At 71.8% G+C, this 14,238-nt stretch carries 14 protein-coding genes; 12 read left to right on the plus strand and 2 right to left on the minus strand.

Annotation, left to right across the window (positions count from 1 at the left end; translation table 11 throughout):
* The first annotated feature begins 75 nt into the window (after positions 1-75).
* The 9 genes from OOJ98_RS27440 (at position 76) to OOJ98_RS27480 (ending at position 9,193) form a co-directional block, all read left to right on the plus strand.
* On the plus strand, positions 76-1,086 hold the full coding sequence (locus tag OOJ98_RS27440) for an agmatine/peptidylarginine deiminase (RefSeq protein WP_267057712.1): 1,011 nt from the start codon (positions 76-78) through the stop codon (positions 1,084-1,086).
* Between the two features lie 105 nt (positions 1,087-1,191).
* The gene (locus tag OOJ98_RS27445; protein ID WP_267057713.1) at positions 1,192-2,850 is read left to right on the plus strand and encodes an ABC transporter substrate-binding protein; all 1,659 of its coding nucleotides are present in this window, start codon (positions 1,192-1,194) and stop codon (positions 2,848-2,850) included.
* Positions 2,847-3,806 (plus strand): ABC transporter permease, encoded by a 960-nt coding sequence (locus OOJ98_RS27450; RefSeq protein WP_267057714.1) that lies wholly within the window; start codon positions 2,847-2,849, stop codon positions 3,804-3,806. The genes OOJ98_RS27445 and OOJ98_RS27450 overlap by 4 nt, the downstream gene beginning before the upstream one ends.
* Positions 3,803-4,657, plus strand: a complete 855-nt coding sequence (locus OOJ98_RS27455) for an ABC transporter permease (protein WP_267057715.1) — start codon at positions 3,803-3,805, stop codon at positions 4,655-4,657. The genes OOJ98_RS27450 and OOJ98_RS27455 overlap by 4 nt, the downstream gene beginning before the upstream one ends.
* Entirely contained in the window at positions 4,654-5,694 is a 1,041-nt protein-coding gene (locus OOJ98_RS27460) for an ABC transporter ATP-binding protein (protein ID WP_267057716.1), read from the plus strand. Before OOJ98_RS27455 ends, OOJ98_RS27460 begins: the two co-directional genes overlap by 4 nt.
* On the plus strand, positions 5,687-6,538 hold the full coding sequence (locus OOJ98_RS27465) for an ABC transporter ATP-binding protein (protein ID WP_267057717.1): 852 nt from the start codon (positions 5,687-5,689) through the stop codon (positions 6,536-6,538). The genes OOJ98_RS27460 and OOJ98_RS27465 overlap by 8 nt, the downstream gene beginning before the upstream one ends.
* A 13-nt stretch (positions 6,539-6,551) precedes the next feature.
* Positions 6,552-7,706 carry an agmatine/peptidylarginine deiminase gene (locus tag OOJ98_RS27470; protein ID WP_267057718.1) on the plus strand — a complete coding sequence of 385 codons (1,155 nt, stop codon included), beginning with the start codon at positions 6,552-6,554 and terminating at the stop codon, positions 7,704-7,706.
* Between the two features lie 177 nt (positions 7,707-7,883).
* Positions 7,884-8,495 carry a hypothetical protein gene (locus tag OOJ98_RS27475; RefSeq protein WP_267057719.1) on the plus strand — a complete coding sequence of 204 codons (612 nt, stop codon included), beginning with the start codon at positions 7,884-7,886 and terminating at the stop codon, positions 8,493-8,495.
* 140 nt (positions 8,496-8,635) lie between these two features.
* Complete coding sequence (locus tag OOJ98_RS27480) at positions 8,636-9,193, plus strand: pyridoxamine 5'-phosphate oxidase family protein (protein WP_267057720.1); 558 nt, start codon at positions 8,636-8,638, stop codon at positions 9,191-9,193.
* A gap of 3 nt (positions 9,194-9,196) precedes the next feature.
* On the opposite strand, the gene OOJ98_RS27485 is transcribed toward OOJ98_RS27480, so the two are convergent.
* Positions 9,197-9,973: a class I SAM-dependent methyltransferase gene (locus tag OOJ98_RS27485; protein WP_267057721.1), complete on the minus strand. Its 777-nt coding sequence runs from the start codon at positions 9,971-9,973 to the stop codon at positions 9,197-9,199.
* A gap of 171 nt (positions 9,974-10,144) precedes the next feature.
* Positions 10,145-10,732 carry a molybdopterin-dependent oxidoreductase gene (locus OOJ98_RS27490; RefSeq protein ID WP_267057722.1) on the minus strand — a complete coding sequence of 196 codons (588 nt, stop codon included), beginning with the start codon at positions 10,730-10,732 and terminating at the stop codon, positions 10,145-10,147.
* Positions 10,733-11,380: 648 nt separating this feature from the next.
* Here OOJ98_RS27490 and OOJ98_RS27495 point away from each other — a divergent pair.
* The 3 genes from OOJ98_RS27495 (at position 11,381) to OOJ98_RS27505 (ending at position 14,234) form a co-directional block, all read left to right on the plus strand.
* The gene (locus OOJ98_RS27495; RefSeq protein WP_267057723.1) at positions 11,381-12,874 is read left to right on the plus strand and encodes a DEAD/DEAH box helicase; all 1,494 of its coding nucleotides are present in this window, start codon (positions 11,381-11,383) and stop codon (positions 12,872-12,874) included.
* A gap of 275 nt (positions 12,875-13,149) precedes the next feature.
* Positions 13,150-13,920 (plus strand): GntR family transcriptional regulator, encoded by a 771-nt coding sequence (locus OOJ98_RS27500; RefSeq protein WP_267057724.1) that lies wholly within the window; start codon positions 13,150-13,152, stop codon positions 13,918-13,920.
* An 86-nt stretch (positions 13,921-14,006) separates the two neighbouring features.
* On the plus strand, positions 14,007-14,234 hold the full coding sequence (locus OOJ98_RS27505; RefSeq protein WP_267057725.1) for a ferredoxin family protein: 228 nt from the start codon (positions 14,007-14,009) through the stop codon (positions 14,232-14,234).
* Positions 14,235-14,238: the final 4 nt, after the last annotated feature.

Genomic DNA, 14,238 nt, shown 5'->3' on the forward strand with positions numbered 1-14,238 from the left:
TGGAGTATTCCGGGCACGCCAGCAGCTCGTGCCCGCTTTTCACGTCTTTGCGAAGACCTGACGAAGAGAGTTGTGATGACCTTCCGTATGCCCGCCGAGTGGACCGAGCACGAGCGCTGCCTGATGGCCTGGCCCACCCGGTCCGATCTGTGGGGCGCCGCCCTGGCGCAGGCCAAGCAGGAGTACGCCCAAGTGGCCCGCGCCATCGCAGAGTTCGAGCCGGTGACCATGGTGGCGCCGCCCGGCCACGGCGGCGAGGCCCGTACGCGGTGCGGCGAGGGCGTCGACGTCATCGAACTGCCCCTGGACGACTCGTGGTTCAGGGACTCGGCGCCGATCTTCGTACGGGACACCGAGGGCCGGCGCGCCGGCGTCGACTTCCGCTTCAACGCCTGGGGCGGCAAGCACCACCCGTACGACGCCGACGACCGGCTCGGCGCACTGCTTCTGGACCACCTCGGCGAGAGCGCGATCCGCTCCGAGATGATCCTCGAAGGCGGCGCGATCACCGTGGACGGCGAAGGCACCCTGATCACCACCGAACAGTGCCTGCTCCACCCCAACCGCAATCCCGGCCTGAGCAGGGACGACATCGAGGAGGAGCTCAAGGCCCGGCTCGGCGTCACCAAGGTCGTCTGGCTACCGTACGGCGGGCTCCTCGACACCGAGACCGACGGCCACGTCGACGGCGTCTGCGCCTTCGCCGCCCCGGGCAGGGTCGTGGTCCAGCTCCCCGACGATCCCGAGCACCCCGACCACGCCCGGATGCGGGCCAACCGCGCGGTGCTCGAAGCCACCCCGGACGCCCGGGGCCGCACCCTGGAGATCATCGAGGTGCCGCAGAGCGCGTTCACCGAGGTCGACGGCGTCCCCGTCGAGGTCGGCTACCTCAACTTCTACGTCGCCAACGGCGGCGTGGTCGTCCCCGTGGCCGGTCTGCCGCAGGACGCGGAGGCGCTGGCCGTCATCGCCGCCGCCTTCCCCGACCGCAAGGTCGTCGGGGTGCCCACCCCGGCCCTGGCCTACGGAGGCGGTGGCATCCACTGCATCACCCAGCAGGTGCCGGCCGCGTCCCGGCGCGCCTGACCCTTCCGCCTCGCGCCGCCCCCGGGCCCGGCCTGTGACCGCCCAGGCCGGACCGGGCACCCCCGCTCCACCTTCATCGCGCCCGTACGGAGAGGAACCGCGCCGATGCCCACCCCACCACCCCGGCCGGGAGAACGCCGTCCCCACCGGCTCGTCCTGATCGCCGCGGCCGCCCTGTCCGGGGCGCTCCTGATCTCCGCCTGCGCGGGACCGCCCGGCACCAACTCCCCGGCCGCGGCGGCCGACTTCAAGCTCTCCGCCGGCACCCCGCCCGCCAAGGGCGACATCGACTCCTTCAGCTGGGCCCTGTACGCGGAGCCCCCGACGCTCGACTACATCTCCGCCTTCGACTATCCGCAGAACATGATCCTCTCCAATGTCTGCGAGAGCTTGATGCGCTGGACGCCCCAGCTCGGGACGGCGCCGGGCCTGGCCGAGAAGGCGGCCAACCCCGACCCGCTGACCTGGGTCTACGACCTGCGCCCCGGGGTGCGCTTCCACAACGGCTCCACCATGACCGCCGACGACGTCGTCTTCAGCCTCGGCCGGCAGATGAACCCGGACAACGGGGCGTCCTGGGCGCAGGTCTTCGAGAACGTCGGCTCGGTCGCCAGGACCGGTCCGCTCCAGGTCACCGTGAAACTGAAACGGCCCGACTCCCAGTTCCCCCAGTACATGGCGACCGCCGCGGGCGTCGTCGCTAGCCGGACCGGGGTCGAGGCGGCGGGCAAGGACTACGGCACCTCGGGCGGCCTCGACTGCACGGGACCCTACGAGCTCGGCAGATGGGAGAAGGGCCAGTCGATCGAGCTCGACCGGTTCACGGGGTACTGGGGTGCCAAGGCCAAGTCCGGCAAGGTGCTGTTCCGCTTCCTCACCGACTCCTCGGCGCGCACCAAGGCCATGCTCAACGGTGAGGTGGACGGCGGGTACCTCATCCCCACCGAGAGCTACGGCGCGCTGCGCTCCAGCGGCGTGGGCACCCTCTCCTTCGGCGAGGGCCTCAGCACCGACAACGTCAACGTGACCAACATGCACGGCGTGCTCGGCGACGTCCGCGTGCGGCGTGCCCTGTCGCTGGCCCTCGACCGTCGCGGCTTCGTCAAGACCGGCCTCGGAGGGGCAGGCACGGTCACCAACTCGCTGACCACGAGGGCTGCTTGGGCCGCCGCTCCGGAACAGGCGCGGCAGGCCGCGTTCGCGGGGCTTCCCTCCACCGAGCCGAACCTCGACGAAGCGAGAAAGCTCGTCAGGGAAGCCGGGGCCACCGGCAAGAAGGTCACCGTCGCGACCAGCTCGATCGGACAGGACGTGTCCCTGCTCGCCACGGCTCTCCAGGCCGCCGGCACCCAGATCGGACTTGACGTCCAGCTGAAGACGATCGCGCCCAACGCCTTCACGGCCCTGTTCACCGACCCCAAGGCGCGCGAAGGCATCGACCTCTTCCCGGAGACGTACTACGACTCCATCACCGACCCCCTCGACCTCCTCAGCAACTTCCGCACCGGCGCCTACCAGAACTACGCCGGATACAGCGACCCCGCCTACGACCGGCTCGTCGACCAGGCGCGCGCCGCCTACGACCCGGCCGCCCGGTTCGCCGTCGAGGCGAAGCTCCAGCAGAAGGCCGCCGAGCAGGTGCTGTGGATCCCGGTCGCCGAATGGCCCACCGCCGTGTTCCTCAACAAGCGGATCACCGGCGCCCCCACCACCATTTCCTACCTGTACTACCCCTGGGCCGCGGATGTGGGGGCCGCGCGGTGAACTTCCTCCGATTCGCCCTGCGCCGCGTCGCCGAAATGGCGGCCACCCTGCTCGCGGCCTCGTTCGTGATCTTCGGCGCGATGTATCTGGCGCCGGGCAGCCCGGCCAGCTTCCTCCTGTCCGGCCGCTCCGCCTCACCGTCCGCACTGGAGGCGGTCAACCGGCAGTACCACCTCGACGACCCGTTCGCCGTACGGTACTTCCGCTGGCTCGGACAGCTGCTGCACGGCGACTTCGGCCGCTCGATCACCTACCGCACCGATGTGTCGCGGCTGCTCGCCGACCGGCTTCCGAGCACCCTGCTCCTGGTCGCCATGGCGCTGCTCCTCGTCGTGGTCGTGGGTCTGGTGCTCGGCCGGATCGCCGCGGTGCGCGGCGGCGCCGTGGACTCGACGATCCTGGTCACCACCACCCTCGCCGTGGGGACGCCGTCCTTCGTCGCCGCCGTCCTGCTCCAGGGGATGTTCGCGGTGCGGCTGCACTGGTTCCCGGCCGGCGGCACCGGGAACGGGCTCGCGGGGATGGTCTGGCACCTGACCCTGCCCGCCGTCGCGCTCGCCCTGTACCTCATCGGCATGCTCGCCCGGGTCACCCGCAGCGCCATGGTCGAGGTCCTCGGGCAGGAGCATGTGACCGTCGCCCTCAGCAGAGGCGTGCCCCGGGGCAAGGTGATGGGCCGGCATGTCTTCCGCAACGCCCTCGGCACCGTCCTCACCACCGGCGGCCTCATCGTGTCCACGCTCCTGGTGTGCACCGTCCTCGTCGAGTCGGCGTTCGGCGTCGGCGGCATAGGCCAGCTCCTCGAACTGTCCATCACCACCAAGGACTTCCCCACCGTGCAGGCCATCTCGCTCACCATGGTCGGCCTGTTCATGGCGGTGAACCTCGCCGTCGACCTGGCCCACCCCCTGGTCGACCCGCGCATCGCCCTCGGCCCCCGGAGGTCCGCCGCATGAGCGTCGCCGTCCTGCGGCGCCCGGGTCCCTCCCGGCTCCGCGCCCCTCGTGCCCCCCTGTACCTGCTGTGCCTCGGCTTCGTCGTCCTCGTCGTCCTCGCGGCACTCCTCGCCCCCTGGATCTCGCCCGCCGACCCCAACGCCGTGGACCTCGGCAACGCGCTCGCGGGACCGTCCGCCGCCCACCCCTTCGGCGTCGACTCCTCCGGGCGCGACACCCTGGCCCGGCTGGTCACCGGCGCCCGCACCTCGCTCCTCGGGCCGCTCGGCGTGGTCGCCTTCTCCACCCTGGCCGGCGTGATCATCGGAACCACCGCCGCGTGGCGCGGCGGCTGGCTCGACTCCGTCCTCTCGCGCGGCACGGAGCTGGTCTTCGCGTTTCCCGGCATGCTCCTCGCGATCCTCATCGTCGCGGTGTACGGAGAGGGCCTCACCGCCCCGGTCGCCGCACTCGCCGTCGCCTACCTCCCCTACGTCAGCCGGCTCACCCGCTCCCTGGTGCTCGCCGAACGCGAACGCCCCTATGTGAAGGCCTACGTGGTGCAGGGCCACTCCGCCATAGGGATCTGCCTGCGGCACGTCCTGCCCAATGTCGGCCCCGTCGTCCTCGCCCAGTCCACCATCAACTTCGGGTACGCCCTCATCGACCTGGCCGGGCTCTCCTTCCTCGGCCTCGGCGTCCCCGCCCTCACGCCCGACTGGGGCCGCATGGTGCTCGACGGCCAGACCGCGATCCAGCGCGGCTACCCGCTCTCGGCGATCTGGCCGTGCGTCGCGATCGTGCTCACCGTCGTCGCGTTCAACGTCGTCGGCGAGCACTGGGCCGACCGCGTCGCCAGGAGGAACCCATGAACACCCGTACAAAACAAGGTACTTGGGCATCCGAAGGGCCCGCCGCCGCACCGCCCGTGCTCGACGTACGAGGGCTGAGGCTGCGCCTTGCGCACACCGCGCGGCCCGTACTCGACGGTGTCGACCTCACCGTGTCCGCGGGGGAGACCGTCGCCCTGGTCGGCGAATCGGGCTCCGGCAAGACCCTCACCTCGCGCAGCGTGCTGCGCCTCCTACCTCCCGGCGCCACCGCGCAGGGCGTCGTCGAGGTCGCGGGCGAGGACGTGCTCACCATGAGCGCCAAGCGGCTGCGCGCGCTGCGCACCGGCACGGCCGCCATGATCTTCCAGGACCCCCGCGCGGCCATCAACCCGCTGCGCCGGATCGGTGACTTCCTCACCGAGAGCCTGCGCCTCACCACCCGGACCTCCGCCGAGGAGGCCGAACGCAGGGCGGGCGAGCTGCTCGTCGCGGTCGGTCTCCCTCCGGAGATCATGCGGCGCTACCCCGGGCAGCTCTCCGGCGGCATGCTCCAACGCGTCATGATCGCCGCCGCGTTGATGGGGAACCCCGCTCTGCTCCTCGCCGATGAGGCCACCACCGCCCTGGACGTCACCACCCAGGCCGAGATCGTCGCACTCCTCGCGGACCTGCGGGACCGCTTCGGCACCGGGCTGCTCTTCGTCACGCATGACCTCGGCCTCGCCGCGGCCATCAGCGACCGGGTGTACGTGATGTACGCCGGCCGGATCGTCGAGTCGGGCCCCGTCGACGCCCTGTTCGCCCGCCCGCGGCACCCGTACACGGCGGCCCTGCTCGCGGCCACCCCGCGACTCGACGCGCCGCGGGGCCGGCTGAACGCCATCGATGGTCAACCACCCGATCTGCTGGCCGAGTTGACGGGGTGTCCGTTCGCGCCGCGGTGTGCCCACGCCAGCGCGCTCTGTGCGGAACGGGCGCCCGAGGACCGGTCGGTCACGGACGACCCGGCCGGGCGGGAACACCGTGTCGCCTGCCACCACAGCGACCGACTCGAGGGGAGCGCCGCCCATGGGTGAGACCGTGCTCCAGGTGAGCGGCCTGCACCGCCGCTACGGAACCGTCCGGGCCGTCGACGACGTGTCGTTCACCCTCGCCAGGGGCGGCTCGCTCGGCATCGTCGGCGAGTCCGGCTCCGGCAAGACCACCACGGCCCGGATCGTGGTGGGCCTGGAATCCGCGGACGCGGGCCAGGTACGGATGCGTGGCGTCGAACGCACGGGCCGGGTGCGCGGCAGGACGGCCCGGCTCGCACGGGCCCGCGACGTACAGATGGTCTTCCAGGACCCCTTCCTCTCCCTCGATCCACGGCTGAGCGTGGCGGCCGGACTGCGCGAAACCCTGCGCCTCCACTTCCCCGGCGCCGACCACACCCGCCGTATCGCCGAACTCCTCGACCAGGTCGGCCTCGGCGCGCGGACCCACGACGCGCTGCCCCGGCAGCTCTCGGGCGGGCAGCGCCAGCGCGTCGCCATCGCCCGCGCGCTCGCCGTGGAGCCCGCCGTGCTCGTCCTGGACGAGGCCGTGGCGGCCCTGGACGTGTCGGTGCAGGCCCAGATCCTCAACCTGCTGGCCGACATCCGCGCGGAGACCGGCGTCGGCTATCTGTTCATCACCCACGACCTCGGGGTGGTGCGCTGCGTCACCGATGACGTGATCGTCATGCGGCAGGGCCGGATCGTCGAAGAGGGCAGCACGGCGCAGGTCCTCGCGCAGCCTCAACACCCCTACACCCGGCTCCTCCTGGAGTCCGTGCCGCGCCCCGGCTGGGACCCCCACGCCATCACGGCCGCCCGCAGGGCCCTGGACCCCGCCCCGGCGCACCCCGACCGCACCACCAGGCAGAGCACCGCACACCACTGATGGGAGATCAACGATGAACGACCACTCCGCATCACCCACCCCCACCCCCCGCCACCTCGGCAGGCGGGGCTTCCTCGCCGCCACCGGCGTCGCGGCGGCCGGCGCGGCCTGGGCGGTCACCGGGGGCGGCAGGGCGCACGCCGCTCCGGCCCCGGCTGCCGCGGGCTTCGCCGTGCCCGTCGACACCGTTCCGCACACCCGCACCTGGATGGCCTGGCCCGACAGCAGCGCCATCTGGGGCCGTCAACTGGCGGGCGTCCAGGCCAACATCGCGCTCATCGCCAAGACCATCGCCCGATACGAACCCGTCACGCTCTGCGCCAACCCGGCGAGCGTCGCGAAGGCGCGCAGCGCGTGCGGCTCCGGGGTCACCGTGATCGACTCGATCCCGGTCGACGACTGCTGGATGCGCGACACGGGACCGGTCTTCCGTACCGACGGGGCCGGCGGCCTGGACTCCGTCGGCCTCAACTTCAACGGCTGGGGCAACAAGCAGACCCACGCCAAGGACGCCCTCGTCGCCCAGCGCATAGCGGCGAGCCTCGGAGTCGCGTTCACCGCGGCGGGACTCGTCGGCGAGGGAGGGGCGGTGGAGACGGACGGGAACGGCACCCTCATGGCGACGCGCAGCAGTCTCGTCAACACCAACCGCAACCCCAAGCTCAAGGAGGCCCAGATCGAAGCGGCACTGTGCGACGCGTTCGGCGCGGACCAGGTGATCTGGTTCAACGGGGTCACCGGCCGCGACATCACCGACGACCATGTGGACGCCACCTCCCGCTTCCTCGGGGCCGGCGCCGGCCTCGTCCAGATGCCCCTGGCCTCGGACAACGACGCCTGGTCCAAGGACGCCCGTCAGCAGTACCAGATCCTCTCGGCGGCCAGGGACGCCGACGGCACCCCGATCGGCGTCACCCAGATCCAGGGCCCCGACTACAACCGCATCCGGTCGAGCGACCCCGACTTCGTGGCCGCGTACGCCAACTACTACGTGTGCAACGGTGCGGTGATCTCCGCCCAGTTCGGCGACGCCCGCGCCGATTCCGCGGCCAGGGCGAGCCTTCAACGGCTCTTCCCGGGCCGGGTGGTGGAACAGCTCAACATCGACAGCCTCGGCGCGGGCGGCGGTGGCATCCACTGCGTCACCCAGCAGCAGCCCCGAGTCTGACCTCGGTCTTTCGGTCGATGCGGGCCCTCGGCACGCCGGGGCCAAGGGCCCGTCGATCGAGGACCAGTGGCGATCGGGCGCCGCCGGAGCGTGGACCAGGCTGGGGTGTGCCGCCGGACGACACGCTGCCGACGGCGTTCCGCTTCCGCACCCCGACTTCGAGAGGTTCCTCCCTTGATGTTCTCCCGGCCGACCCGCACCCCGCGTCCCCGCGTGGCTGCCGCCGCGATCGTCACCGCCGCCGTAGCGGGCGTGTCCCTCGCCGTGGCCTCCCCGGCCTCCGCCGCGTACGGCCCCGACTACGGCGACGGGTGGGTCAACGGCTACACCGGCAACTACAGCGACAACTGGACGAAGAACTACAACAAGGACTACGGCGACGCCTGGACGCCGCGCGTGCCGGCCCAGAACCGGGCCGACGTCGCCCTCTCCGCGTCCGGGCCCGCGCACATCGACCACGGCCAGGAGCAGCTGTGGACGGTGCGGATCACCAACACCGGCAAGTCCACGGCCCACGGGGTGCGTTCGGTCACCACGATGCCCAACGGCATCGAGCACCGCGCCCACCGCGTCGTCGAGGGCTCCGCCCAGGCGGTCCTCGGCGGCGACGGCAGCGTCGTGGCGACGATCGGCGCCCTGAAGCCGGGCGAGACCGTACGCCTGCAGATAGCGGGCCGTGGGCCCTCGCACGGCGGCGGCACGGTGCAGCTCGTCACCAAGGTGACCACCACGTCGCCGGAGAAGAGCACCTCCAACAACACCGCCGCGGTGCGGACCCGCATCGCCTGAGTGACGGCGGGCGCGGGGCCCGGAAGGCCCCGCGCCCTTCGGCCGTGGCCGCCCGGTCCAACCGGTCGGTCCGGGCGGGGGAGCGATGATTTCCGGGCTCGGCGGCGGTCGTTAGGAAGGAGAGCGAAAGGAGATCCACCATGCCCACGCCCGGATCCGCCCAGCACCCCGCCACCGAACTCGACTCCCGGTACAGCTCCGCCCTCAACCCCCGCCCCGGGGCCGCGGGGGCCGTCGCCACGGAGTGGGCCGAGGCCCAGCGGCGGATGGAGGACGCCGAGATCTTCTGGGTGTCCACGGTCCGCCCCGACGGCCGGCTCCACGTCACGCCGGTCATCGCCGCCTGGCACGACGGGAACCTGTACTTCTCCACCGGCCCCGGCGAGCAGAAGGCGAAGAACCTCGCCCACGACCGTCACTGCGCCCTGACCACCGGCAACAACTCCCTCACCGAAGGGCTCGACCTCGTGATCGAGGGCACGGCCGGTGCCGTGACCGATCCGGCGCTCATCGAGGAGGTGATCGCCGCGTACGAGACGAAGTACGGGGCGCACATCACCGCGCCCGACGGCACCTTCCACGGCCTCGGCGACGGCTTCCGCACGGGGAACGTGGCGGTGTTCGCGGTCGCCCCGGACACGGCGTACGGCTTCGGCCGCGACGGCGGGGCCTTCACCCACACGCGCTGGACGTTCTGACCGTCACGGGACGGCGCGCAGGAGCACCAGGGATCCGTTGTAGGTCGACCGGTGGCGCAGATGGCCGAAGGCCTCGTCCCAGGCGCCGGAGCCCAGGGCGCGCCGCAGCGAGGTGTCGAACGCGAGCCGAGCGGCGTCGTCGATGAAGCTCCACGCCGAGCAGGCCTGGCGGGCGGCGGGGTCGAGGAGCATCTCGGGGCGGCCGTAGTACGCCTCGTTGAATCCGTCGGTGCAGTCCAGCGGGATGGGAACGATCTGCGCGGTCACCGTGCCGCCGAGCGCGTCGCCGAGCTGGTCGAGCGGGGGGTAGCGACGCACCTCGGTCTCCAGGACCTCGGGGGCGTACTCGTAGAGCCAGAAGTTGCGCACGCGCGCCGGGTCGCAGGTCAGGACGGCGACCGGGCCGCGCGTGACGCGCCGCATCTCGCGCAGGCCGGCCGCCGCGTCGGACCACTGATGGACGCTGAAGAGGGTCATCGCGGCGTCGAACCGGCCGTCGGCGAAGGGGAGGTCCTCGGCGACGGCGTCGATGGCCGTCGACAGCTCGGCCGGCCGCTGGGCGCGCATGGCGAGGGACGGCTCCACCGCGGTCGTCTCATGTGCCGCGTTCTCGTACGAGCCGGTGCCCGCGCCGACGTTGAGCACGGTCCGCGCACCGCCGAGGGCCTGCGCGATGACGCGGGCGATCCGCTCGTCCGGGCGCCGGTAGGAGCGGTATCCGGGCGCCAGGGTGCCGTAATCGACATCGCCGGCGCCCGCGCCGTACGTACGCATGACCATGGGTGACCTCGCCTCGTGGGCCTGCTGTGGGCCGGGAGCGGTACCTCCGCGTCCCGGGCGACGCCTATCATCTTGCATCTGCGAGGCCGGATCGCATAGACGGTTCGCCCATGCTTGTCCCATCCGCCAAAAAGCGCCGCAGCTGCGCTGGTGCGTTTGGAGGTTGTGGGGCTAGGGGTGCTCGTCCTCCTGGTAGGAGTGGCGCTGCCCGGACCAGGGGTCGGCGATGTTGTGATAGCCGCGTTCTTCCCAGAAGCCGCGCCGGTCCCGCGTCATGTACTCGATGCCGCGCAGCCACTTGGGGCCCTTGTATCCGAAGAGGTGCGGCACCACCAGGCGCAGCGGGAAGCCGTGTTCCGCGGTGAGCGGCTCATGGTTGTGGTGCGTGGCCATGAGGGTGGTGTCGGCGGTGAAGTCCGCGAGCCGGAGGTTGGCGCTGTAGCCGTACTCGGCCCAGGCCATGACGTGGGACACGCCGGCGGCGGGCGGCGCGAGGGCGAGCAGGGCGCCGGCGGGCACGCCGAAGAACGTGTGGCCGACGGTGCTGGTGCCCGACGCGCAGTGCAGGTCCGCCTCCACGGTGGTCCTGGGCATGGCGCAGACCTCGTCGAAGGACCAGGAGCGGGTGCGCCCGTCGGCCGTGGCGCCGAAGACCTGAAGGGTCCACCGGTCGGGACGGAACCGGGGAACGGGCCCGTAGTGGGAGATCGGCCACCCTTTGGCCAGGCGCTGTCCCGGCGGCAGCATGCCGTACTCCATGAGGCGGCCTCACCCTTCGCGTCGACGCAGATGCAAGGGGAAAGCCTAGGTCAGTGCGGCAGGTGCGTGCCGCCGCCGTCGTCGTGCGGGTCCGCGGCCGGCGGCCTGGTCCGCCGCCGTCGCGGAATATGTATGACCGCGAGCGGAGGATTTGCCGCGCGGTGCGGGGAGTGTTTGTGCGGCGCCCGGCGGAGCGGGGTTATTTTCCGTAGGTCACCCGTCGCGCCGTGCTACTGTCGATCTCAGTTGCGGTAGTGGCTCCCGAAATCTTGAAGCTTTTTCGTCGGATTGTCCGGCGTTGGCCACCTCCAATCCCTCGGAGCGTGGCGCCGATCGCGGACATTCCGCGCCATCGTGCCACCCGCGGGACAACGGACGCCGCGCAAGCCGGTCTCCGAGGTGGGCGCTCTTACGGAGTCGCACCGGTCGTGTCGCCGTATGGAATTCGGCATTCGCGCCCTTGCGTCCGCCCTTTCGGAATCCGATTGCGTTCCCTTTCGAATTCGCAGCACGCCGTAAACGCTCATTGTCCTCGTATGCCATTCGGTTCGTTCTTGTGATTCCCCGCGCTGTTCTTTCGCTGCGGGAATTCCTTGATGCGCGCCGTGTCGCCGTATGGCCCTGTGGCCGTATCAAGGAAGGTTCTCGATGAACCCCACGCGTACCAACAGCCGTTCCACCCGCTCACGCCGGACCGAGGGTGCCCCCGCCTTCGCCTCCGGCGGCGGCCCGCGCCGAGGAGCGCGCTTCGGCGCGTCCGCCCCGGCGCGGTCCGGTGGCCGCCGGCCCGCCGCGGTCCAGGGCGAGTTCGCCCTGCCCAAGACGATCACCCCCGCGCTGCCCGCGGTCGAGGCGTTCGCCGACCTCGACATGCCCGCCGCCCTGCTGGCCGCGCTGACCGCGCAAGGTGTGAGCGTGCCGTTCCCGATCCAGGGAGCGACCCTGCCCAACACCCTCGCCGGCCGCGACGCCCTGGGGCGCGGCCGCACCGGCTCCGGCAAGACCCTCGCCTTCGGCCTCGCCCTGCTGGCCCGCACCGCGGGACAGCGCGCCGAGCCCCGCCAGCCGCTGGCCCTGGTCCTCGTACCGACGCGCGAACTCGCCCAGCAGGTGACCGACGCGCTCACCCCCTATGCCCGCGCCGTGAGGCTGCGCCTGGCCACCGTCGTCGGCGGCATGTCGATCGGCAGGCAGGCCAACATGCTGCGCGGCGGCTCCGAAGTCGTCGTCGCGACGCCGGGCCGGCTCAAGGACCTCATCGACCGCGGCGACTGCCGGCTGAACCAGGTGGCGATCACCGTCCTCGACGAGGCCGACCAGATGGCCGACATGGGCTTCATGCCGCAGGTCACCGCACTCCTGGACCAGGTGCGCCCCGAGGGGCAGCGGATGCTGTTCTCCGCCACCCTCGACCGCAACGTCGACCTCCTGGTCCGGCGCTACCTCGTCGACCCGGTCGTCCACTCCGTCGACCCGTCCGCAGGCGCGGTCACCACGATGGAGCACCACGTCCTGCACGTCCACGGCGCCGACAAGCACCGGACGACGACGCACATCGCGGCACGCGACGGCCGCGTCATCATGTTCCTGGACACCAAGCACGCCGTCGACCGGCTGACACAGGACCTCCTGAACAGCGGGGTCCGCGCCGCGGCCCTGCACGGTGGGAAGTCACAGCCCCAACGCACCCGCACCCTGGCCCAGTTCAAGACCGGGCACGTCACCGTGCTCGTGGCCACCAACGTCGCCGCGCGCGGCATCCACGTCGACAACCTCGACCTCGTCGTCAACGTCGACCCGCCGACCGACCACAAGGACTACCTGCACCGCGGTGGCCGCACCGCGCGGGCCGGTGAGTCCGGCAGCGTCGTCACCCTGGTCACCCCCCAGCAGCGCCGCGACATGGGCCGCCTCATGGCGGCCGCCGGGATCGTGCCCCAGACCACCCAGGTCCGCTCCGGCGACGAGGCGCTCACCCGGATCACCGGCGCGCAGGCCCCGTCCGGCGTGCCCGTGACGATCGCCGCGCCCGCCGTCGAGCGGCGCCAGCGGAGCGCGACGTCCTCGCGCGGCCGTCGCAGCCCCGCCGCCGCGGCCCGGCGTGTGAGCGCCCGCCAGACCTCCTTCGGCGCCGTGGCGTAGGTACGTCGCCGGGCGCCGTGATCGGCGCCGCTGTGAAGAGGTGAGGGTCCGACCGCGAACATGCCGGTCGGGCCCTCATCGCGTCATGAGACCCGGCGGGGGAGCCCGGTCCCCTTGCCGGCGCCGCCTTCCCCGTCCACCCTGTGGGCACCACAGTGGCGGATCTTGTCCTGAGGCCCCGGATAACCGCAGGTCAGCGACGTGAGGCGCGGGCGCGAGGTGGCGCAATACTGTGGCAACACCATGGGGCGCGCCCGGCCGGTACGTTCCCTGCCATGCCAGCAGAACCCGCCCCCGCCTCGCTTCCGGTCGCCGCCGCGCGCCGTCGGCGGCTGCGCGCCGACCAGGCACGGCAGCTCGCCGACCTGCTGCGCCACCAGATCCTCACGGGCGGCTTCCCCGGCGGTGTGCTCCCCCTGGAACACGCCATCGCCGCCGACTACAGGGCGAGCCGCAACACCGTCCGCCAGGCCCTGGACATGCTCCGCGACGAGCAGCTGGTCGACCGGCAGCCCGGCGTCGGCACCGTGGTGGTCTGCGAGAAGAAGTACCCGCACGGCCTCGACCGGTTGCAGGGGCTTGCCGAGACCCTGCGCGAGCACGGCAGGGTCACCAACGAGGTGCGCACCGTCGGACCGGTCCGCGCCCCGAGCCCGGTGGCACACCGGCTCGGGCTGCCCGAACAGAGCGATGTGCTCTGTATCGAGCGGCTGCGCCGCCTGAACGGGCTTCCGCTCTCCCTCGACCTGTCCTATCTGCCGATGGACGTGGGCGGTGAGCTGCTCGGCTGCGACCTGGAGAACACCGACGTCTTCCGTCTCGTGGAGTCCCTGACCGGCGGCCCGCTGGGCCATGCCGAGGTGACCCTGGAGGCGGTCAACGCCGACGCGCACTCGGCCGCGGTGCTCCAAGTGCCGCGCGGGGCAGCCCTGTTGATGCTGGAACGGCTCACCCACCTGGCCGACGGGCGGCCCGTGGACCTGGAGTTCATCCGCTTCCGCGGCGACCGCATCAGCATGAGCGGCGTACTGCGTCGCTCGCTCTGAGCGCCCCCGCCCCCGCCCCCGCCCTCCCCTTCCCCTCCCCTTTCCCCCTCCCCGTTCCCGCCGTTTTCCACCGCCTGGAGACAGTCATGCCTCTCGTCCCGCACCGCACCGACGTGCCCGTGACCATCGACGAGTCCAAGTGCATCGACGGCTGCACGCTCTGCGTCGATATGTGTCCCCTCGACTCCCTCGCGATCCGGGAGGACAACGGCAAGGCGTACATGCACGTCGACGAGTGCTGGTACTGCGGCCCCTGCGCCGCCCGGTGTCCCACCGGCGCGGTCACCGTCAACATGCCCTATCTGCTCCGTTGAAAGG

Origin of the sequence: Streptomyces sp. NBC_00083, from assembly GCF_026343295.1 — a bacterium.
Taxonomy (GTDB): domain Bacteria; phylum Actinomycetota; class Actinomycetes; order Streptomycetales; family Streptomycetaceae; genus Streptomyces.

What these genes read in the sequence shown, in the direction of transcription:
- OOJ98_RS27440 (WP_267057712.1), top strand. Translation starts at nt 76, where the DNA reads ATGACCTTCCGTATGCCCGCCGAGTGGACCGAGCACGAGCGCTGCCTG.
- OOJ98_RS27445 (WP_267057713.1), top strand. Translation starts at nt 1,192, where the DNA reads ATGCCCACCCCACCACCCCGGCCGGGAGAACGCCGTCCCCACCGGCTC.
- OOJ98_RS27455 (WP_267057715.1), top strand. Translation starts at nt 3,803, where the DNA reads ATGAGCGTCGCCGTCCTGCGGCGCCCGGGTCCCTCCCGGCTCCGCGCC.
- OOJ98_RS27460 (WP_267057716.1), top strand. Translation starts at nt 4,654, where the DNA reads ATGAACACCCGTACAAAACAAGGTACTTGGGCATCCGAAGGGCCCGCC.
- OOJ98_RS27465 (WP_267057717.1), top strand. Translation starts at nt 5,687, where the DNA reads ATGGGTGAGACCGTGCTCCAGGTGAGCGGCCTGCACCGCCGCTACGGA.
- OOJ98_RS27470 (WP_267057718.1), top strand. Translation starts at nt 6,552, where the DNA reads ATGAACGACCACTCCGCATCACCCACCCCCACCCCCCGCCACCTCGGC.
- OOJ98_RS27475 (WP_267057719.1), top strand. Translation starts at nt 7,884, where the DNA reads ATGTTCTCCCGGCCGACCCGCACCCCGCGTCCCCGCGTGGCTGCCGCC.
- OOJ98_RS27480 (WP_267057720.1), top strand. Translation starts at nt 8,636, where the DNA reads ATGCCCACGCCCGGATCCGCCCAGCACCCCGCCACCGAACTCGACTCC.
- OOJ98_RS27485 (WP_267057721.1), bottom strand. Translation starts at nt 9,973, where the DNA reads ATGGTCATGCGTACGTACGGCGCGGGCGCCGGCGATGTCGATTACGGC.
- OOJ98_RS27490 (WP_267057722.1), bottom strand. Translation starts at nt 10,732, where the DNA reads ATGGAGTACGGCATGCTGCCGCCGGGACAGCGCCTGGCCAAAGGGTGG.
- OOJ98_RS27495 (WP_267057723.1), top strand. Translation starts at nt 11,381, where the DNA reads ATGAACCCCACGCGTACCAACAGCCGTTCCACCCGCTCACGCCGGACC.
- OOJ98_RS27500 (WP_267057724.1), top strand. Translation starts at nt 13,150, where the DNA reads ATGCCAGCAGAACCCGCCCCCGCCTCGCTTCCGGTCGCCGCCGCGCGC.
- OOJ98_RS27505 (WP_267057725.1), top strand. Translation starts at nt 14,007, where the DNA reads ATGCCTCTCGTCCCGCACCGCACCGACGTGCCCGTGACCATCGACGAG.